This is a genomic window from Deltaproteobacteria bacterium (genome assembly GCA_009692615.1).
Lineage (GTDB): Bacteria > Desulfobacterota > Binatia > UBA9968 > UBA9968 > DP-20.
On sequence record SHYW01000032.1, the window covers coordinates 25,194 to 44,931 of the forward strand.

Annotated in this window: 14 protein-coding genes; 8 read left to right on the top strand and 6 right to left on the bottom strand. The window is 57.2% G+C overall.

Annotation, left to right across the window (positions count from 1 at the left end; translation table 11 throughout):
* Window positions 1-152: 152 nt before the first annotated feature.
* Entirely contained in the window at window positions 153-1,655 is a 1,503-nt protein-coding gene (locus EXR70_09995) for an Rne/Rng family ribonuclease (protein ID MSP38808.1), read from the bottom strand.
* Between the two features lie 251 nt (window positions 1,656-1,906).
* Between EXR70_09995 and EXR70_10000 the strand changes: the two genes are divergently transcribed.
* The 8 genes from EXR70_10000 (at window position 1,907) to EXR70_10035 (ending at window position 11,298) form a co-directional block, all read left to right on the top strand.
* Entirely contained in the window at window positions 1,907-2,539 is a 633-nt protein-coding gene (locus EXR70_10000) for an HNH endonuclease (protein MSP38809.1), read from the top strand.
* A 238-nt stretch (window positions 2,540-2,777) separates the two neighbouring features.
* A complete protein-coding gene (smc, locus tag EXR70_10005) occupies window positions 2,778-6,332 on the top strand; it encodes a chromosome segregation protein SMC (GenBank protein MSP38810.1) in 3,555 nt (1,184 codons plus the stop codon).
* 106 nt (window positions 6,333-6,438) lie between these two features.
* Complete coding sequence (ftsY, locus tag EXR70_10010; GenBank protein ID MSP38811.1) at window positions 6,439-7,365, top strand: signal recognition particle-docking protein FtsY; 927 nt, start codon at window positions 6,439-6,441, stop codon at window positions 7,363-7,365.
* 78 nt (window positions 7,366-7,443) lie between these two features.
* Window positions 7,444-7,791 (top strand): iron-sulfur cluster assembly accessory protein, encoded by a 348-nt coding sequence (locus EXR70_10015; GenBank protein ID MSP38812.1) that lies wholly within the window; start codon window positions 7,444-7,446, stop codon window positions 7,789-7,791.
* A gap of 66 nt (window positions 7,792-7,857) precedes the next feature.
* A complete protein-coding gene (locus tag EXR70_10020; protein MSP38813.1) occupies window positions 7,858-8,952 on the top strand; it encodes an alcohol dehydrogenase in 1,095 nt (364 codons plus the stop codon).
* A 56-nt stretch (window positions 8,953-9,008) separates the two neighbouring features.
* A complete protein-coding gene (gene rsmD, locus EXR70_10025; protein ID MSP38814.1) occupies window positions 9,009-9,581 on the top strand; it encodes a 16S rRNA (guanine(966)-N(2))-methyltransferase RsmD in 573 nt (190 codons plus the stop codon).
* Between the two features lie 14 nt (window positions 9,582-9,595).
* Window positions 9,596-10,090, top strand: a complete 495-nt coding sequence (locus EXR70_10030; GenBank protein MSP38815.1) for a pantetheine-phosphate adenylyltransferase — start codon at window positions 9,596-9,598, stop codon at window positions 10,088-10,090.
* An 11-nt stretch (window positions 10,091-10,101) separates the two neighbouring features.
* Window positions 10,102-11,298: a pyridoxal phosphate-dependent aminotransferase gene (locus EXR70_10035; protein ID MSP38816.1), complete on the top strand. Its 1,197-nt coding sequence runs from the start codon at window positions 10,102-10,104 to the stop codon at window positions 11,296-11,298.
* A 91-nt stretch (window positions 11,299-11,389) separates the two neighbouring features.
* On the opposite strand, the gene EXR70_10040 is transcribed toward EXR70_10035, so the two are convergent.
* The 5 genes from EXR70_10040 to EXR70_10060 form a co-directional block, all read right to left on the bottom strand.
* A complete protein-coding gene (locus EXR70_10040; protein MSP38817.1) occupies window positions 11,390-14,836 on the bottom strand; it encodes a type I restriction endonuclease subunit R in 3,447 nt (1,148 codons plus the stop codon).
* Window positions 14,837-15,070: 234 nt separating this feature from the next.
* Window positions 15,071-15,430: a hypothetical protein gene (locus EXR70_10045; protein MSP38818.1), complete on the bottom strand. Its 360-nt coding sequence runs from the start codon at window positions 15,428-15,430 to the stop codon at window positions 15,071-15,073.
* 1 nt (window position 15,431) lies between these two features.
* A complete protein-coding gene (locus EXR70_10050) occupies window positions 15,432-16,658 on the bottom strand; it encodes a restriction endonuclease subunit S (protein MSP38819.1) in 1,227 nt (408 codons plus the stop codon).
* Window positions 16,659-16,758: 100 nt separating this feature from the next.
* The gene (locus EXR70_10055) at window positions 16,759-17,778 is read right to left on the bottom strand and encodes a DUF1016 domain-containing protein (protein MSP38820.1); all 1,020 of its coding nucleotides are present in this window, start codon (window positions 17,776-17,778) and stop codon (window positions 16,759-16,761) included.
* Entirely contained in the window at window positions 17,775-19,709 is a 1,935-nt protein-coding gene (locus tag EXR70_10060; GenBank protein ID MSP38821.1) for an SAM-dependent DNA methyltransferase, read from the bottom strand. The genes EXR70_10055 and EXR70_10060 overlap by 4 nt, the downstream gene beginning before the upstream one ends.
* Window positions 19,710-19,738 lie beyond the last annotated feature (29 nt).

The following is a 19,738-nucleotide window of genomic DNA, read 5'->3' on the forward strand; positions in this document are numbered from 1 at the left end:
CACTAGACAGCGCGACAGCGAAAGTCGCGTTTCACAGGAACTAAAGCGCACTGACTTAGTTACGAGAGACGGTCGCACAAACCGGTATCGGGGCGCAGCACGCTGCGCTCCGACGATTGTTTTGCCTTCTTAGCGGCCAAATCACCGAAGCCTTACGCTTCGGTGATTTCGTATTTCTCGTGGTGCAGTTCTTGGCTGGCTTTGATGATGATGCGGTGGTTGATTTCCCGTTCGAGGTTTTCCAGGCTGTTGTTTTTTTCGTCGTAGAGAAAGTTGGCGATGTCGGGGTGTAAACGCACGACGATGTTCTTGCCGCTGTCAACGATCGGATAGCGCCGCTTGATCGCGCGCAGCACATCGTAGGCGATGGTCGGCGCGGATTTGATCCGGCCTCGTCCTTCGCAATGGGGACAGGAGCGCAGCAGCTGATTTTCCAAACTCTCACGCGTACGCTGGCGGGTCATTTCCACCAGGCCGAGTTCGGAGATCTTTAAAATATTGGTGCGCGCTTTATCATTCTTGAGCGCATCCCTGAGCGCGTCGTAAACTTTTTTTCGGTTGCCGTCTTTCTCCATGTCGATGAAGTCGATGATGATGATGCCGCCGAGATTGCGCAGGCGCAGCTGACGGACCACTTCCTGCACCGCTTCGAGATTGGTTTTGAAGATGGTCTCTTCCTGGCTGCGCTTGCCGACGAAGCGGCCGGTATTCACATCGACAGCGGTGAGCGCCTCGGTGCGCTCGATGATCAGATAACCGCCGGAGCGCAGCCAGACGCGGCGGTCCAACGCCTTGACGACTTTTTCTTCGATCGCCTGTTGCTCGAACAGCGGCTCCTTGTCGTCGTGGAGAACGATTTTCGATTTCAGCCGCGGCATGAAGTGGCTGACGAACTCGACCACGCGGCGATGATCCTTGGGCGAATCGATCACCACCTTATCGGTGTCGGCTGTGAAAAAATCGCGGATCGTGCGCGCGATCAGGTCGAGATCCTGATGGATCAAAGCGGGCGCGCTGGCGCTTTCGGCTTTTTGCTGGATACCGGCCCAAAGTTTGGTGAGAAACAAAAGATCGCGCTGAATCTCGCGCTTGCTCAAACCCTCGCAGGCGGTGCGCAGAATGAAACCGCCACTCTCGGTTCCCAACGATTGCGCGATTTCTTTCAAGCGCTTGCGCTCTTCATCGCTTTCGATGCGCCGGGAAATGCCGATGTGCCGCGTGCCGGGCATGAAAACCATGTAACGGCCGGGCAACGAAATATGGCAGGTCACCCGCGCGCCCTTGGTGCCGAGGGGATCCTTGGCGACTTGCACCAAGAGTTCCTCGCCGCGTGAAAGCTGTTTTTCCAGCGGCAAGCGACGCGACGACTGGGGCTTGGGCGGCGCTTCTTCGAACTCGACATCCTCGCCGCCGAGATGCACTTCATCCGGTTCCGAGAAATCCGAGGCATGGAGAAAGCCGGCTTTTTCCATGCCGATCTCGATGAAGGCGGCCTGCATGCCGGGCAGCACGCGCGCGACTTTGCCTTTGTAAATATTGCCGGCAACGCCCATTTCCTCTTTTCTTTCAATGAGGAATTCGGCGAGAAGACCGTCTTCGACGATGGCGATGCGGCTCTCCTGCGGGGTAGAATTGATGAAAATTTCCTGTTTCATATGGCGCTAAGAATAAAACTAACTCAGTGAACGTTGGAGGGATAATTTGACGCGGATCGCTTAAACCACAGCGACGGTCTCCAAGGGAGCACTAATGCAGCTAGCTAAGCTTATAAAGTAAAAAATCCACGACCGCAAGGGAGCTTTTTCCAATCCGGGCTGCGGCGAATTGACATTGACAGCACTGCCGGATACCTTGAACAGAATATCGACGGATCATATAGGCTTCAACGTTAGCGAGAAAGCTGATTATGAGTTTTGCGGCGAGCGCGCCCACATTCACCGTTCTCAACACCAAGGTACTCATCCTCAATCGTTCCTATTTGCCGATCCATGTCACCTCGGTGCGGCGGGCCTTCGTGCTGCTTTATCAAGGCATCGCCCGCGCCGTTAACGAACAGTACCAAACATTCGATTTCGACAGCTGGAGCGATCTATCGATTTCCACCCATGATGAAACGGTCGGCATGGTCAATCGCGTCATCCGCGTGCCCCGAGTCATTTTACTCGTCACCTACGACCGCGTGCCCAAGCGCCAGGTGCGTTTTAGCCGCTATAATATTTACGCACGCGACAAATGCACCTGCCAATATTGCGGTCAACGTTTGCCACGCCCAGAACTCAACCTCGACCATGTCGTGCCACGCTCTCAGGGTGGGACATCGATCTGGCAAAATGTCGTTTGCTCATGCCACGAGTGCAACCACCGCAAAGGCGGCCGCACGCCGCAGCAAGCGGCCATGCCGCTGATCCGTAAGCCCTTCAAGCCGCAATGGACGCCATTCATGCAGGAGACCTTTAGCATGTCCCGCTACAAGGAATGGATGCCATTTCTCAACACCATTGACGTCTCCTACTGGAACACCGAACTGCTGGAAAGCTAGTCGGCTAGCGCCCGCGGCAAAAAATCAGTCGACCCGGTTTCTGGTTTGCGCATGGCCATCAATCCAGGTGGATTTCTCCGGACAAACGGCGCACGCCATCCATATATTGTGGTGAGTTATCCACAGCCCCCACTGTATCTTGTGATTAATTCTTGACACCCTTCCGCCACTGTGAAATATTGCCGTTAAATTTAGTCCGAAAAAAATCGCTTTAAATAAGCCTCTATTAGATTCACCTATGCGCTTAAAACGCCTTGAAATGATTGGGTTTAAGTCTTTTGCTCAAAAGACCATTGTCGAATTGAATCCTGGCATCACTGCGGTGGTCGGACCGAACGGCTGCGGTAAGTCGAATATCGTCGACGCCCTGCGCTGGGCCATGGGCGAGCAGAGCGCCCGCCATCTGCGCGGCCACCAGATGGAAGACGTCGTCTTCGCCGGCAGCGATAGTCTGCCGCCCACTGGCATGGCCGAAGTATCGATCATCTTCGACAACGAAGATGGCCGGGGACCGGCCGAGTACGCCAACATGAGCGAGATCATGGTCACTCGCCGGCTGTTTCGTTCCGGCGAATCGGAATATGCCATTAACAAAGTCGACTGCCGCTTGAGAGATGTCGTCGAGCTGTTCTTGGGCACCGGCGTTGGCAGCAAGGCCTACTCCATCGTCGAGCAAGGCAAAGTCGATGAGCTGGTCAATTCCAAACCGGAAGAGCGGCGCGCCTTGATCGAAGAAGCCGCCGGCACTAGCAAATATAAGAGCCGTAAGATCGTCGCCGAAAAAAAACTCGAACGCACCCAGCAAAATCTCTTGCGCGTCACCGATATCGTCCGTGAAATCGAGCGGCAAATCCGCTCCATGGAACTGCAAGCGAAAAAGGCCGAGCGCTATCGTGGGCTGCGCAGTGAGCTCAAAGACAAGGAACTCGCCTACTCGGTTTTGCAGCGCGATGCGTTTCAACACGAGATCGCGCAGCAAGAAGGTCAGCTGACCGAGGTCGAGAATCAGTTTGCCGAACACCTCGCCGCGCTGCACCGCAAAGAAGCGGAAAACGAATCGGTACGGCTGGCCTTGATGGAAGCAGACCAGGCCATCGGTTTGCAGCAGGAAGAAGTCTATCGCCGGCGCACCCAGATCCAAACCGACGAGCAGAAATGCGAATTTTACCGCAAAGATTTAGCGCAACTAGAACAGAGCGAAAACGAAACCCGCGCGGCGTTATTGACCCTCGACGATCGCACCAAGACGCTGGCGCAGGAAATCGCCGAACTGACCAAAGCCCAGGAGAGCTTCATTCAACTGTCGCTCTTCGAAGAGACCTTTCTGCGCGATCAAGAAAGCCAGCTCGGCAACCTGCAAGCCGAGATACACGGTCTACAAAGCGAGATCGAGCGTGAAAAGGATGCGCTCATCGATTGCGCCAATCAGATCGCTTATCTGCGCAACGACGCCTTGGCCAAGGAAAAACGCCACAGCGAAATCAGCCACCAATTTGGCCGTTGCGAAACCGACTTTTCCCAAGCTACCGAGGCATTGAGCGCCAGCGAAACTCAGCGCGGCGGCAGTGCCAGCGCCTTGGCGGTCTGCCTCGACGACCTACGGGACCGCACTCTCGATGCCGCGCAAGTCAGCGCCGCGATTCAATCGCTCAGTCAAGCCAAAGACGGCCAGGATAAAAAAATCGCCGCCCTCAAGGCACAGATCCAAGAGAACCATTCACGACTAGTTTCCTTGGAAGACTTGCAGCGCAACTACGAAGGCTATCAAGAAGGCGTGCGCGCGATCATGCTCAAGAAACAGCAGGAGACCGATGACGAAGGCGTCTACGGTCTGGTCGCCGAAGTGATCGAAGCGCCGGAAAGCTACGAAAAAGCGCTCACCGCCGTGCTCGGCGACCGCTTGCAATACGTCATCGTCAAAGGCCAGCAAGAAGGCATCGAAGCGATCGAGTATTTAAAGAATGAAGCCCGTGGCCGGAGCAGTTTCATTCCCCGCGAGATGACCCGCAAGCAGCACAAAGAGTTGCCTTTGGGCGAGGCCGAAGTGGTCGCGCCGCTGCTGGAAATGATTTCGATCAAAGACGGCTACCGCGACGTCGCCGAATATTTGCTCTCCGATGTCATGATCGTGCGCGATTTACAGGCCGGCATCGCGCTGTGGAACCGCAACGGTTATTACAGCACACTGGTCACCCCCGACGGCGAAGTCATCGATCCCATGGGCATCGTCACCGGCGGCAGCGGCGCACCTTTGGAAAGAAGTTTTTTGGCCCAGCGCCGGCGCATGCGCGAACTCAGCAACGTGCTCGGCGAACTGGAAGCGCGCCTGCCCTTCGAAGAGCGCGAATGTGAAACCGTCAAACAACAACTCGAAGAGGCCGAAACGAAGAAAACCTTGCTGGGTAGCGAGATTCACCGCCTCGAACTCGAACGGGTGCGGCTCGAAGCGGAAAACCGCAGCGCCAGCCAGGAATTCGACCGCTTAACCCAGACCGTGCGCGCCTTGAGCCAGGAGCAAAGCGAACTGCGCACGACGATTCAGCTACTCGAAGACGAAATCGCGCGTTGCCAGAGCATGACCGAGAGCCGCGCCGAAGAAAAGTTGCAACGCGAACAGTCGCTCAATCGCCAACAAAGCGAATTCACCACCGTGCGCCAAGCCTTGGAAGCTGCCGAAGCGGCGGTCACCCAATCGCGCATCCGCAACGCCGCCCTGGGTGAAAAGCGCGACAACACCCATGTCAATTTGGCCAATCGGATCAAGCTGCAAGAACAAACCGGCCAGGAGTTTACCGGACGCCAAGAACGTCTCGCCGACTGCCAGCGCCAACGGGGCGAGATCGATGAAGGGTTGGCGCAAACCGAGCGCGCCCTCGAACAGAGCCGCGGTGAACTTAAACTTATCGAAGAACGGCTGCAGAACGATCGTCAGGAGTACCGCGCTATCTCCATGCGCTTGGCCGAGATTGGCGAAGCGATCAAAGAGCTGCGTCCCCAGGGCGAAGCTTGCCAGGAGGAAAAGAATCGCTTGCATCTGGCGCTCAGCGAACAGCGGCTGCATTTGCAGCATCTGGCCGACAATTTGCGCGAGAAGTACGACAGCGACCTGACGACGTTACGCGTTGAGTTCGGCGAAGAAGTTCCGGTGAAAGCCGATTTGCAAAGCGAGATCGACGATCTGCGCGGTCGCCTGGAACGCATGGGCGAAGTCAACTTGGCGGCCATCGGCGAGTACGAAGAGCTGACCACCCGCTTCCAGTTCATGAGCCAGCAAAAAGACGATCTGGAAAAATCCATGGCCGACTTGCAGCAGACCATCGTCAAGCTCAATCGTTTCTGCCGGCTGCGCTTCAAAGAAAGCTTCGAAGAGATCAACGAGAAATTCGAAGCGATCTTTCCGCGCCTATTCCGCGGCGGCAAGGCCAAGCTCGTTCTCACCGACGAGAACGATTATCTCGAAACCGGCGTCGACATCGTGGTCCAGCCGCCCGGCAAAAGACTGCAATCGATCACGCTCATGTCCGGCGGTGAAAAGGCGTTGACCGCCGTGAGCCTGCTGTTTGCGATCTTTTTGACCAAGCCGAGCCCGTTCTGCTTCCTCGACGAGGTCGACGCGCCCCTCGACGACGCCAACATCGACCGCTTCAACGACTTGATCAAAGAGATGAGCGAGTATTCGCAGTTCATCATGGTCACACACAATAAAAAATCCATGCAGGCCGCCGAGATGCTCTACGGCATCACGATGGCCGAACCGGGCGTTTCCAAAGTCGTCTCCGTGCGCATGCAATAATTCTCTCCGCGCGCCGGCGCATCGTTCCGTCCGCCGTTCACGCCGCGCGCGTTTTTTGCTCTCCCCCACGTTTGACTCTCGGTCAAGCTTCCAACAGAATCGGAGCATGGCCGAAGGTTCTTTTTTTCAACGACTCAAACAAGGGCTAACCAAGAGCCGCGAAACTTGGGTGCAAAAGATTGGCACGATCTTTCAAAATCGTCAGTGGGACGAAAGTTCCCTCGACGCCATGGAAGAAAATTTGCTCACCGCCGACGTCGGAGTCAAAGCGACTGAAAAGTTAATGGCCGTGCTGCGCCGCCAAGCGCCCGCTGGCGACCAAGACTTAGGCCTGGAAATGGCCGCGCGTCTGCAAGCGGCGATGACCGACATGCTCGAAGGCTCGGCGATCGCGCCCAAGCTCGCGCCGCTGTCGGTGAAGCCTTGGGTGGTGCTATTTCTCGGCGTCAATGGCGTCGGCAAGACCACCACCATCGGCAAGCTCGCCGCCCAATACCGCGCTCAGGGTAAAAAAGTTTTGCTCGTCGCCGGCGATACTTTTCGCGCCGCCGCCGTCGAGCAACTCGACATCTGGGGCCAGCGAGCCGGTGTCGATGTGGTCAAGCATAAAGCAGGATCGGATCCTTCCGCGGTGGTCTTCGACGGCATTCAAGCGGCGAAAAGCCGCGACGTCGACGTGGTGCTGATCGATACCGCCGGCCGTTTGCATACTAAAGTACATTTGCTCGAAGAACTGAAAAAGATCCGCCGGGTGATCATGCGCGAGCAAGCCGACGCGCCCCATGAAACGCTCTTGGTCCTAGACGCCACCACCGGCCAGAACGGCTTGCAGCAAGCGCGCGTCTTCAAAGAAGCGACGGATATCACCGGCATCGTCTTGACCAAGCTCGACGGCACCGCCAAGGGTGGCGTCATCATCGGCATTCAAGAGGAACTCAGCGTGCCGGTGAAATATATTGGCGTCGGCGAAGACGTGGACGATCTGCAGCCTTTCAATGCCGCGAGCTTCGTCCAAGCATTGTTCGAACGCTGAAGTAATTGGCTAATAAGCAAGCTTACCTTGACTTACAGCCGAGCCGGCACTAACCTTAGAAGCATCAGGAACAAAGCCATGGACAACACCGACACAGCCTTAGATCTAAAATTAACTGAAAGCGCCATCGAACAGGTGCGCAAGCTCTTGGCCCGCGACAATCGCGCCGGACAAGGTTTGCGCGTCGCGGTCACCGACGGTGGCTGTTCCGGCCACTCCTACAAGCTCGACTTCGACAAAGCGCAAAAACCCGAAGACACCGTGCTCGAATGGAGCGGCGTCAAAGTTTATATCGACCGCGACAGCGCGCCGCTGCTCCAAGGCATGGTCATCGACTACGAATCGGGTCTCTACGGCGGCGGCTTCAAGTTCAGCAATCCCAACGCCACCGCCACCTGCGGCTGCGGCACTTCCTTCTCGGCGTAGCCGAACTCCGCCCCTCGACGACACGTCGCGATCGGCAAGCGGTGTCAGCGATGTTTCGCCGCCCCTTTGAATTTCACCAACGATCCTGCTACCCCAATAAATAAATTTTATCCGAGGTTTTTTCTGAAAGCGGTACAATTTCATCAGCATGGCGGCGTCGATCAACTGCGCTACGAAGAGCGCGCCGACCCCGAGCTGCAATTCGCCGGCGACGTCATCGTCAAACTGAAGGCCGCCGCGCTCAACCATATCGACATCTGGATTCGTCGCGGTCTCACCGGCATTGAAGTGCCGTTTCCCCACATTCTCGGCGGCGACGGCGCCGGCGTGGTGGTCGCCATCGGCAGCGAAGTCAAAAATCTTAAACTCAACGACGCGGTCTGTCTCTATCCGCCGAGCGGCTGCGGCCAGTGCGAGTTTTGCGTCACCGACCGGGAATGGATGTGCGTGCGCATTCGCGTGCTCGGCGAACGCGAACACGGCACCTATGCCGAATACGTGCGCGTGCCGGCGCGCAATTGCTTTCCGATTCCGGCCGGACTGTCATTTACTGAAGCCGCCGCGTTTCCGTTGGTGTTCATCACCGTCTGGCACATGTTGGTGACCAATGCCCAGGTCAAAGCCGGCGAATCGATTTTGATCTTGGGCATCGGCGGCGGCGTCGCCACCGCGGCGTTGCAACTCGCCGCCGCCATCGGCATGCACAGCATCGTCACATCGAGTAGCGCGGCGAAGCTGGAGCAAGCACAAAAACTCGGCGCCGCCCATGGCATCAATTATCGCGAAGCCGATTTCGCCAAGGAAGTGAGAAATCTCACCGCCAAGCGCGGCGTCGACGTGGTGGTCGATTGCGTCGGCGGCGAAAGTTGGGTGAAAAGTTTGGCGTCCCTCGCCAAAGGCGGAAGGCTGGTTACCTGCGGCGCCACCGCCGGCGCCACGCCGCAAACCGATTTGCGGCGGATTTTTTGGAACGATCTAAAAATTTTCGGTTCAACTCTGGGAACCCGTGAAGAGTTTCGCCAAGTGCGGGAGTTCATATCGCAGTCGCGCACCAAGCCGGTCATCGACAAGCTTTACAAGTTGCAAGACGCCGCCGAAGCGCAAGCGCGCTTGGAAGCCGGCCAACAGTTCGGCAAGATCATTTTGACCATGGACGATTGAGCGCGCCGCGCCAGTGGCAATTCGGCACAGCGAAATATTTCCATGAATGAAACCCCATGCGAGTGATCGGCGGCGCGGCGCGCGGACGGCGCTTAAAAGTTCCCAAGGGACAATCCGTCCGCCCCACCGCGGCGCGGGTCAAGGAGTCGCTGTTCAATATTTTGCCCCATGATTTCACCGGCCTGCGCGTGCTTGATTTGTTCGCCGGCAGCGGCAACGTCAGCATCGAAGCGCTGAGCCGCGGCGCCGAGCAAGCAATCTTAGTCGACGAATCGCCGCGCTCGGCGTCGGCGATCAAAGAAAACCTGCGGCTGCTCAATTTGAATCAGCGCAGCCAAGTGTGGATCGCTCCGGTGGCGCGTTCGCTACGCAAGTTGGCGCAAACCGGCGCGAGCTTCGATGTGATCTTTCTCGACCCGCCCTACGATCGCAAATGGGTCGGCGCGACGCTCAAGGCGATCGGTGAATTTCACTTGCTGCGCGGCGGCGGCAAAGTGGTGGCGGAACATAGCGCGCGAGAAACCGTCGAGACGCGCTACGGCGAGCTCGTCTTGAATGACCAACGCCGTTATGGTGATACTCTGCTGTCGTTTTTTATTAACCAACCTAGCGCTCAGTTATCGATCTAAGGACAAAAGCAAACATGGCTAACAACGCTATCGCAATATATCCCGGCTCCTTCGACCCGATCACCAACGGCCACGTCGATCTGGTCCAACGCACGCTGCGCGTGTTCGACAAGGTGGTCGTCGCCATCGCCACCAATCCGGACAAAGACCGCTCGCTCTTCTCCCTGCAAGAACGCATTGCCATGGTCCAAGAAGTATTCGCCGGACTGGGCGAACGGGTCACCGCGGATTCATTTCAAGGCTTGTTGGTCGACTACGCCGAGCGCAAAGGCGCGACGGTCGTCATTCGCGGCCTGCGCGCGATTTCCGATTTCGAGTATGAATTTCAGATGGCGATGATGAACCATCGGCTGAAGCCGAAACTCGAAACTTTTTTCATGATGACCGGCGAATCGGAATTTTACACCAGCTCGCGCCTGGTCAAAGAAGTCGTCAGTTTGGGCGGCGACGTTTCCGGCATGGTGCCGGACAACGTGCTCGTCAAGCTCATCGATAAATTTAAGCGTTAAGGAACCGCGCCATGACAAAACTCGCTGAACGCACAGCGCTGATCAAACCATCGGTCACTCTGGCGATCGCCGCCAAGGCGGGAAAACTGCGCGCCGAAGGCGTCGATGTCGTCAACTTTTCCGCCGGCGAACCCGACTTCGACACACCGGAACACATCAAAGCCGCGGCGGTGGAAGCGCTGCGCAAAGGCATGACCAAGTACACCGATGTCAAAGGCATCGAACCGTTGCGCGCCGCGATCAGCGATAAATATCAAAAAGAATACGGCCTGAGCTATCGTAAAGAAGACGTCATCGTCAGCTGCGGCGCCAAGCATTCGCTCTATAATTTACTTCAAGCGGTGGTCAACCCCGGCGACGAAGTGCTAATTCCCGCGCCCTATTGGGTAAGCTACGCGGACATGGCGCTGCTCGCCGGCGGCGCGCCCAAGTTGATCCCGACCACGGAAGCCACCGGCTTTCGGATTAAAGCGGAACAGCTCCAAGCCGCGCTGACGCCCAAGACCCGGGTGTTTATATTGAATAGTCCATGCAATCCCACCGGCGCCACTTACAGCCGCGACGAATTGCTGGCCATTGGCGCGGTGCTCGAAAAGCACGACTGTTTAATTTTCGCCGACGACATCTACGAAAAAATTATTTACGACGGCTTTGAAGTTCACAATCTCGTCGCGCTCTGTCCGGCGCTGCGCGAGCGCACTCTGATCATCAATGGCGTATCGAAAACCTACGCCATGACCGGCTGGCGCATCGGTTACGCCATCGGCCCGAGCGATGTCATTGCGGCAGCGGCGAAAATCCAAAGCCAGAGCACGTCGAACCCGACGTCGATCGCTCAAGCCGCGGCCTTGGAAGCGATCCGCGGACCACAAGATGAAGTTGCCATGATGGTGCGCGAGTTTCAAAAACGGCGTAACGTGATCGTCGACAAGTTGAATGCGATCCCCGGCATTCGCTGCCTCAAACCCGAAGGCGCGTTCTATGTATTTCCCAATATCGCTGGACTGCTCGGCAAAACCGCCAACGGCAAGAAACTCGGCTCGCCCTGCGATGTCGCCGACTACTTGCTCGACGAAGCCAAAGTCGCCGGCGTCCCCGGCGAAGACTTCGGCTCCCGGGAACATATTCGCTTTTCCTACGCGACTTCGCTCGAAGACATCGAAAAAGGCTGCGCCCGCATCCGCGACGCAGTCGCCAAGCTGAGCTAAATAATTCGCGTCACGGCTTAGGCCAGCGCGCGGTTTTTTTTGATATTGAAATAGTCGCGCAAGAAAGAATGGCCAGGGCCGCAACCGTACACTACGCCGCCAATCCAAAGTTCCCGCTCGCACTCTGTTGCCAGACGTGCTGGTATACTTGCTTGGCCATGCTCTGCTTCTCGTCGTCGGTGAAAGGCGGGCTTGGCAGTTCGAAAAAAACGTGGTCAGAGATGAGCACTTCCACTTCCGCCTGTGTTTGCTCTTTTTCCGTCCAGCGCTCACGCTGAGCGATGAGTTTGGTCACTGCTTCCAGCAGACTCCGGCTCGCCAGCTTCACCTTCTCTCGGTCGGCTTTGGTGAGGTTCTCTTTCTGCAACAGGCAGAACAGCGCGTATTCGTCTTCGCTCAAACCTTCCTCAGCGGCGCGCCGGTCTTCGGCGTCCAGACCGCTCATGAAGTTCACCAGCAGCGCCAACGTTTCTTCGATGGTCACGCGGTCCTTGTCGCGGTTGTAGTCGGCGATGATCTCGGAATACTTCTTGTAGAAATCCATCCGCAGCGGATTGCGCGCGAGCATCTGTTCCAGCTTCTTTTCGACTAATTGCCGGATGTCCTCCAGTGCCGACGCCTTCCGTGTCACCTTCTTGGCGAACTCATCGCGCAGCTTCTCAAGGTCGATCGTGCTCATATCGAACAGCTTCGCCTCTTTCTGATCGTCGCCCGGTGCGGCGGCACGAATGGCTTCATTGACGATCCGGTGCAACTCCTTGAGCAAGTCCGTCACGTCCGCCGTGTCGCGGCGCTCCTCCAGCTTCTTGTAAATCGCCTCGATGTTGTCGTGGCGCACCGCGTAGGTAAACGCCGGCGGCTCCATCACCAAAGCCTTGAAGCGGATGAAGACTTGCCGCGCCAGAATTTCGAACCGCCGCCGTCCTTCGTCGCGGGCATTGACAACCGCCTCTGCGCCGTCCGCGAGGGCGGCGATTTTCGTGAAGCCTTTCGCGCCCGTCAACCGGTTCGGCTCGAATCCCAGCTCGCGCAAATGTTTCTCCGTCTCTTCGATAGCCGATAGCAACGCACTTATACGCTCCTCGATGGGCGCGACGATTTCTTCCTCGCCGTCGCCGTCCTCGCCGAGAGCGTATTGCGCCAGAGCTTCGCGCAAACTCTTGAGCATTCCGTTGTAGTCCACGATGAGTCCGAAATCTTTGCCGGGGTAGACGCGATTCGCCCGTGCGATGGCCTGCATGAGCGTGTGCGCCTTCATCGGCTTGTCCACATAGAGCGTCGAGAGGCACTCCACGTCGAAGCCGGTGAGCCACATGGCGCAGACGATGGCGATACGAAATGGGTGTTCTGGATTCTTGAACGCTGTCTCCACGTCTACCCGTTTGCCGTCGGCTGTTTCAAATCCCTGTTTCATCAATAGGCGGTGCGGAATAATGTCCACGCCCCATTTCTTGAAATCAGCGACTTCGTTCTGTCCTTCGCTGATGATGATTTCGATCAGCGTTTCTGCCATCCACTTCCCCTGACCTTGGAGCCATGCCAACTCCTTCACCGCCGCGTCGCGCTGGTCTTGTTCCATTTGCGCCGCCAACTCTACTGCCTTCTGCGGAATCAACGCCTGCACCTTTGCTAGCTTCGCCTGCCAGCGCGGGATGATGCGCTGATACATCCGCCCGCAGGTGATCTTATCAATGCACACCAGCATGGACTTGCCGGATTCCCAGCGCGTCGCACAGTGCTCGACGAAATCGGTGGCGAGCTTGTCCAGCCGGTCGTCGGCGGTGATAACTTCGTAATCCTGCCCAAGCAATTTCTCCAGCAACGCTTCCTTGTCCGAGTCAAGTTCGGCCTTCTCGATGGCGTCGGCGATGCGGTCGTTAAGGTCGAGCCGAGCTATTCCCAACTTCTCGCCGCGATTTTCGTAAACGAGTTTCACTGTCGCGCCATCTTCTTCGGAGCGTTTGAAGTCGTAACGAGAAACGTAACTGCCGAAGATGCGCTTGGTTAGATTATCGTGCTTGAACAACGGCGTGCCGGTGAAGCCGATGAACGCCGCGTTGGGCAGCGCCAGCCGCATGTTGCGGGCGAGCTTGCCGGCCTGGGTGCGGTGCGCTTCGTCCGAAATCACGATGATGTCGTCTCGCGTGCTGTAAGGTTCTCGCGGGTTCACGTCCTGATTGAACTTGTGAATTAGGCTAAAAATGTAGCGATGGTTTTGTTTGAGCAGCCGTTTCAGATCCTCACCAGTTGCGGCGCGTGGCGTCTTTTCGTTGGCGACTCCCGCGCCGACGTACGTGCGATAAATCTGGCTGTCCAGGTCGTTGCGGTCAGTCATCAACAGGAAAGTGAACTTTGCGGAGATTTCCCGCCGCACCTTCTCCGTGAAGAACGCCATCGAATACGACTTGCCACTGCCCTGCGTATGCCAGAACACACCCAGCTTGCCGAGGTCGGGATGCGCAGACTCGACCACATTGAGCATGCGCATAGACTCCTGCTCCTCGGGAGATTGGACTGCCACATCCGAAGAATGACTCTGATCGCCGGGAACCGATTCTGCCGCGAGCAAAACTGGCAGCTCGACGACGCGATAGGTGAGGCGCTTCTCAGGCGGGAACTGCCGCTTCAATTCCTCCTGCCACTGCACCGACTCCACCGCATTGTTGACGCCGAGCACCTGATGATTGCGGGCGAGAACTTTTCGCGTCGCGCCAGGTTTGCTGTCATCGAACAGGATGAAATTCTCTACCAGGTCGAGCAACCGATCGTGCGCAAGCATCCCGTTGAGCAGCCGCTCCGCGTCCACGCTGCCTTTGCGGTCGTCCTCGTCCAGCCTTTTCCACTCGGCGAAATGTTCCCATCCGCTGGTGATCGAGCCGTAGCGGGCGCGATGGCCGTTGCTGACGATGAGCAAGGCGTTGTGATGAAACGCATGGGCGATGACGTGTTCGTCCATGTAGTCGCGTAGGTTGCCGTCGAAGCCGGCGCGGATATTTTTGTAGACCGCTTTCAACTCGATGAACACCAGCGGCAGCCCGTTGACGAAGCAGACGAGGTCCGCGCGGCGGTTATAGCCCGGCGTGCGCAGGCCGGTGAGCTTCAACTCACGCACAGCGAGAAATCGATTGTTAGGTTTGCCGTCCGCGCCCAGCCCGTTTTTGAAATCAATCACCCGCGCCCGGATCTCGCGCAGCCGGCCTTGCGCGTCCTTGTAGCTCACCGGCACGCCGTCGCGGATGAACTTGTAAAATTCCTGATTGTGCTGAAGCAGCGAGCGAGAGAAATCATGCCGCGTCATCGCCTGCACCGCCTCGGTGATGGCGGTGGGCGGCAACTGCGGATTCAGCCGGAAGAGCGCCGCGCGCAGGTCGTGCGTGAGCACCGCTTCCTTGGTATCGGCCCGCCCCAGCGTGCCGTCCGGCCCGAACGTCTCATCGTTCCAAGCATATACACTCTCCCAGCCGAGCACCGTTTGCAGATGATCAGCGAAGGTCTTTTGGACGAGCCGGTCTTCGCTGTTGATGTCGGTGAAAGCCATGATTCAGCGCGTGGTTTTAATTTTGGTGATTTTCATTTCTTCCTTCAATCGGTTACGGGCTGCGGAAGTGAACCGTTCTCCATCCATTGTGAATTGCCCGTACCCGACGAGTAAAATGCGCTCGAAGGTGGACGCCTGTCCGAAACCGGACTCAAGACATTGCTTGTAGAGTTTCCTCCCGGCCTCGAAGTTGTCCGGCTCGCCATGGGAATGTGGGTAGTTCTTCGGCAGGAACTACAGTGCTAAATCCGCGCCGTGCTGGAAGTAGGTGTGGAACTTCAACAGGTCGCGCAGTATTTTCTCCCAATTCGCCTTCTCTACCTCCACCACGACTTGTTTGTCGCCAAACGAGAAAGCGAAGTCGTATTTCTGTTTGATATGCGGCGGCAGCTTGAATTCCGCTTGAATTGTTCCTTGTGCGAGCAGTCTGGCCTCAAGCCGTGGATCAAAATCGTAGGTAAGTTGGTGGCTGTTTCGTGCGCCCACCGTCACGGGGAACCGCACCTCGTTCAAACCGGCAATCAATGGCCCAAGCAGCCGATCGGCAGGCGAGCCAATTGGAAAACATTCAAAGTTGCACGCGATGAGTTCCATATCACACCGCAATCTCCCCACTCATGAGCCGCGGCAGCAGCAGGTCGCGCGCGGCGCGGAGTTTTTGGTTCTGGAAACAGAGGTTACGCAGTTGGTCGGTAATCGCCGTGGCCGTTTCAGTGAAGGTTGTCAGCAATCCCTTCGGCGGCAGAGCCACGGGAAACTTCGTCATCAGCTTCCAGTCAGCACGCGGCATCTTTGAACCTTCGCGCATGGTCTGAGAAGCCTCCGCGACAAACTTGTCGCTGGAAACCGTCGTCAGTACAAAGCTCCGTAGCTCATCCGTGGACGGGCGAATCACAATCGCGTCGGACGACGCAACGCCATCGGTGAACGCGATGCCGACTTTATGGAAGTATGGCCGAATCTTGCCGAACAGAATGTCGCCGGTCTTGAAACGGTGCTTGGTGCTGGTGACGGCTTCGGCTTGTCCCCATTCCGTCAAGGAGATCGAACGGCGCGGCATGTGTTCAAGACCGATGTAAGGCGTGTCCGGTTCGAGTTCTTCCGGCAATACGGTTTCGCGAATGTCCGAGCATATGTCACCGAGAGTTTCTTGTTCCCAGCCTTCCGGGATGCCGTTGGTAAGGCGGATGTGTTCGTGGCCCGGGAAGCGGAGGCGGACGAACCACTCCCGGTAAAGCAGCCGTGCCGCCTCCTCCAACAACCCCATCCGCCGCCGGTTGTTCTCCAGCATCTCGTCGTAGCTGGAAAGGGTCGCGACAATTTCGCGCTGTGTGTTGAGCGGCGGCAGCGGCAACTCGAACTCACGAAGAATTCCGAGATTGATGTGCGGAACGCCTGAAGTAATCGCCCGGTTCTTGATGGACTGCACAGTTCGCGGGTGGCGGAAAAAATAGAAAACGAACCGTGCATCAGCTTTAGCCGGGTCAACGGTAAGTTTCATTTGACTCTGAGATACCAAGTATCTTGGAAATCTTGGTTCGGTCGGAATGAGTCCCACCTGTCCCAAAGTTCCGCGCTGGGTAAAAATGACATCTCCGGGATGAGCGTTGTTGGCTATGAGGGCATCAGCTTTTTCATCTCGCACGAACACAAAATCGTCGTCCTTGAATGAGCAGTCGTCGGGAAGGTTTGCACCTCGGATGACAGGCACGCCTTCATCCACGTAGTCGCGTGTCGTCAAATCAGAGCCGAATGGTCCACCAACAAGCGAATGTCGAGTCGTGGCGCGGATTCCCTCAATGGTCACTTGTGGCCACTTCATATTCCCAACCCCTCAAAGTTTTCCTGAATCTGCTTCGCCAGCGCGACGGCTTCCTGATTCAAGTCGGCCAGCTCAACGTGGATGTCGCTCCGGGTAGGTTTCACGGCGCGGCTTCCAGCAGTTTGATGATTTGCTCGGGCGAGGGCAGTTGTCCTTTCAGATTCCCGGGCAGCCGTTTGACGGTGCGATAGGTGGCCACGCCGATGGGTTTGCGGGCGTCGTGCAGGGCATACTCGACAATGGTGCGGCGCTTTTCCTTGCAGAGAATGATGCCGATGGAAGCGTGCTCGCCCTTGAGTCGGACCTGGGCATCCAGCGCGGCGAGGTAAAACTGCATCTTGCCGACAAACTCCGGCTCGAACGCGCCAATCTTCAAGTCCAGGGCCACGAGGCATTTCAGGTGGCGATGGAACAGGAGGAGGTCAATGAAGTATTCCTGAGCGTCCACCTCCAGCCGGAACTGGCTGCCAACGAAAGCGAACCGCCCGCCCATCGCGCGCAGGAAATCTTCGATGCGGGCAATGAGGGCGCGCTCCAGTTCGCGCTCGCTGTGCTGGTCACCGAGTTCGAGGAAGTCAAAGGTGTATTCGTCCTTCACGGCGAGTTTGGCCTGGGCGCGCAGCGCCGGGGTGAGGGCGCGGTCGAAATTCGTCTGGCCGAGGAGGGTTTTCTCATAGCTCTGGTTTTCGATCTGGTGGATGAGCACGGCCTTGGTCCAGCCGAACTTGGCGGTCATCCGCAGGTAGAATTCGCGTTCGAGCAGGTCTTTGCAGCGGGCCATGATGACGATGTTCTTGGCCCAACTGATTTCTCCAACCAATGGTTGGAGTCTTTCGGAGGCGTGGTAGGCCAGGTAGAACTGGCGCATATACCACACGTTCTGAACGGAGAAACCCTTGATGCCGGGAAACTCCGCTTGCAGGTCGGCGGCGAGTTTTTCAACGACGGATTTTCCCCACGAACCGCCGGCCTGGCGCTGGGAAATCAAGCGGCCAATATCCCAATACAGCCCCACCAGTTCCTTGTTGACCGCCCGCAGCGCGTCATACTGGGCGGCGAGGACACGTGCTTTCACCTCGGCCAACAGCGCGGCGTAATCGGTGGGCAATAGCTTGCTCATATTCCAAGCCCATCGAAGTTTTCTTGAATCGTTTTCGCCAAAGTGGCGGCTTCCTTGTTCAAGTCAGCCAGTTCAACATGGATGTCGCCCAGGGTTTGCTCGAAATCGAAATCCTCATCCACCTCCGGCGGGGCAACGCCCACGTAGCGACCCGGCGTGAGACTCCAGTCGGCGGATTCAATTTCCTTTCGGTCCACCAGCTTCACCAGTCCGGGCACATCCACTAGTTTCGCGTCAGGAAAGCGCGAGAGCAGCCAGTGCGCCTGCCGCTCGAAGTAGGCGGCGGCCTTGAGTTGTTCCACCGTCTCCCTGCGCCGCGCGTCCAGTTCCTTCTCCAGCCTGCCAATGGCGCGACCGTCCCAGGCTTCGTGCTCCTTCGCGTTGGCGTCCTTCTCCGTTGCGTCCACGACCCGCGCCGCGAGTTTGAAAACCAGGTCAACGTCTTTGACTAAGTCGCGGCATGCGGTGGCGAGTTCGTCCAAATCGGCGAGCAGTTTCTTCTGCGCGGACAGTTTCGAGTCGCACGACTTCTTCCAATCCTTGGCGATACGCGCCGTCCATTTGTCCAGCGCCGCGAAACAGGACTTCGCCGCGTCGTCGCGCTCTTTCACGAATTCGCGCAACGGCGAGTCTTTGGGCAGCGTTTTTAGGAACGGCACAGTGGCATTCACCAGTGCCTCGTAACTCTGGCGGAACGCGGTGGCTTTGTCCGCGATGGCGGAGGCTTCTGTCAACGTGCGTTCCAAATGTTGTTGGACGAGCGCGATGAAACGCTCGGATTGCCCGCGATACAGCCAGACTATGGAGGTGAGGTTGGCCAACTGTTCCGGCGAGAAATCGTAAATCTTGCGTGTGACCTTCCGATAAATGTTCCGCGCGTCAATCATCAACACCTTATCGCGACCCTCTGCGGGCTTGCCCTTGTCGAAGTGCCACAACTCGCACGGCACGGTGCGGGTATAGAAGAAGTTGGAGCGGATGGAAATCATCACGTCCACCGCACCCGTCTCGACAATTTTGCGGCGGACTTCGGCCTCACCATGCCCGGCGCTGCTGGCCTGCGACGACATGACAAATCCGGCGCGGCCAGTCTTATTCAGATAGCTCCAGAAGTAGGAAATCCACAGGTAATTGCCGTTGGAGACTTTCTTCTCCTTGTTCACACCCGGCAGACCGAACGGCAACCGGCGGTCGTCTTTCACCTTCTCGGCGTCCACCTTGTCCACGTTGAACGGCGGATTGGCCATGACGAAGTCGCACTTGCCGAACAGTTCGTGCGGGTCTTCGTAAAACGTGTTGGCCTCGACGATGTCGCCCTCCAACGCATGGACGGCGAGATTCATTTTCGCGAGGCGCAGGTTGCTGGTCTTGGCTTCCTGGCCGAAGAAGGTCGCCCGGTGCGTCGCGCTTTGGCCGCGTTGCTCGATAAAGTAGCTGGACTGAACGAACATACCGCCCGAGCCGCAGGCGGGATCGAACACCGTACCGTGGTCTGGCTCGATGACGTTGACGATGGTCTGAACCAGCGAAGGCGGGGTGAAGAACTCGCCGTTGTCCTGGGCACCCTGCATGGCGAACTTCATCAGGAAGTATTCGTTGATGCGCCCGAACACATCGCCGCTGGCGGTGCGCAGCGTCTCGCTGTCGAAAACGCGGAGCAGGTCTTCGAGCAGGGAGTTCTCGAACTTGGTGTATTCCTTGGGGAGTTGATTGAGCAGCGGCTCGAAGTCGCGCTCGATGGCGTCCATCGCCTTGACGAGTGCGTCACCCAGATTCGCTCCTTTTGGCAACGCTATCAACGTATCGTAGCGGGCTTGTTGTAGCAAAGTGATTATGTCAGGGGTTAACGGCAACGTAATTATGTCAGGGTGGAAGGATGACAACCCTGACAATGAAAGACGAGAAACGACTAGACGTAATTCAACGAGTATATCGCAGCGAGATCACCGTGGTTGAGGCC

Bases quoted from the DNA above. Each gene is read 5' to 3' on its own strand.
- EXR70_10015 (MSP38812.1), top strand. From the start codon at position 7,444: ATGGACAACACCGACACAGCCTTAGATCTAAAATTAACTGAAAGCGCC.
- EXR70_10000 (MSP38809.1), top strand. From the start codon at position 1,907: ATGAGTTTTGCGGCGAGCGCGCCCACATTCACCGTTCTCAACACCAAG.
- rsmD (MSP38814.1), top strand. From the start codon at position 9,009: ATGCGAGTGATCGGCGGCGCGGCGCGCGGACGGCGCTTAAAAGTTCCC.
- EXR70_10040 (MSP38817.1), bottom strand. From the start codon at position 14,836: ATGGCTTTCACCGACATCAACAGCGAAGACCGGCTCGTCCAAAAGACC.
- smc (MSP38810.1), top strand. From the start codon at position 2,778: ATGCGCTTAAAACGCCTTGAAATGATTGGGTTTAAGTCTTTTGCTCAA.
- EXR70_10055 (MSP38820.1), bottom strand. From the start codon at position 17,778: ATGAGCAAGCTATTGCCCACCGATTACGCCGCGCTGTTGGCCGAGGTG.
- ftsY (MSP38811.1), top strand. From the start codon at position 6,439: ATGGCCGAAGGTTCTTTTTTTCAACGACTCAAACAAGGGCTAACCAAG.
- EXR70_10030 (MSP38815.1), top strand. From the start codon at position 9,596: ATGGCTAACAACGCTATCGCAATATATCCCGGCTCCTTCGACCCGATC.
- EXR70_10050 (MSP38819.1), bottom strand. From the start codon at position 16,658: ATGAAGTGGCCACAAGTGACCATTGAGGGAATCCGCGCCACGACTCGA.
- EXR70_10035 (MSP38816.1), top strand. From the start codon at position 10,102: ATGACAAAACTCGCTGAACGCACAGCGCTGATCAAACCATCGGTCACT.
- EXR70_09995 (MSP38808.1), bottom strand. From the start codon at position 1,655: ATGAAACAGGAAATTTTCATCAATTCTACCCCGCAGGAGAGCCGCATC.
- EXR70_10045 (MSP38818.1), bottom strand. From the start codon at position 15,430: ATGGAACTCATCGCGTGCAACTTTGAATGTTTTCCAATTGGCTCGCCT.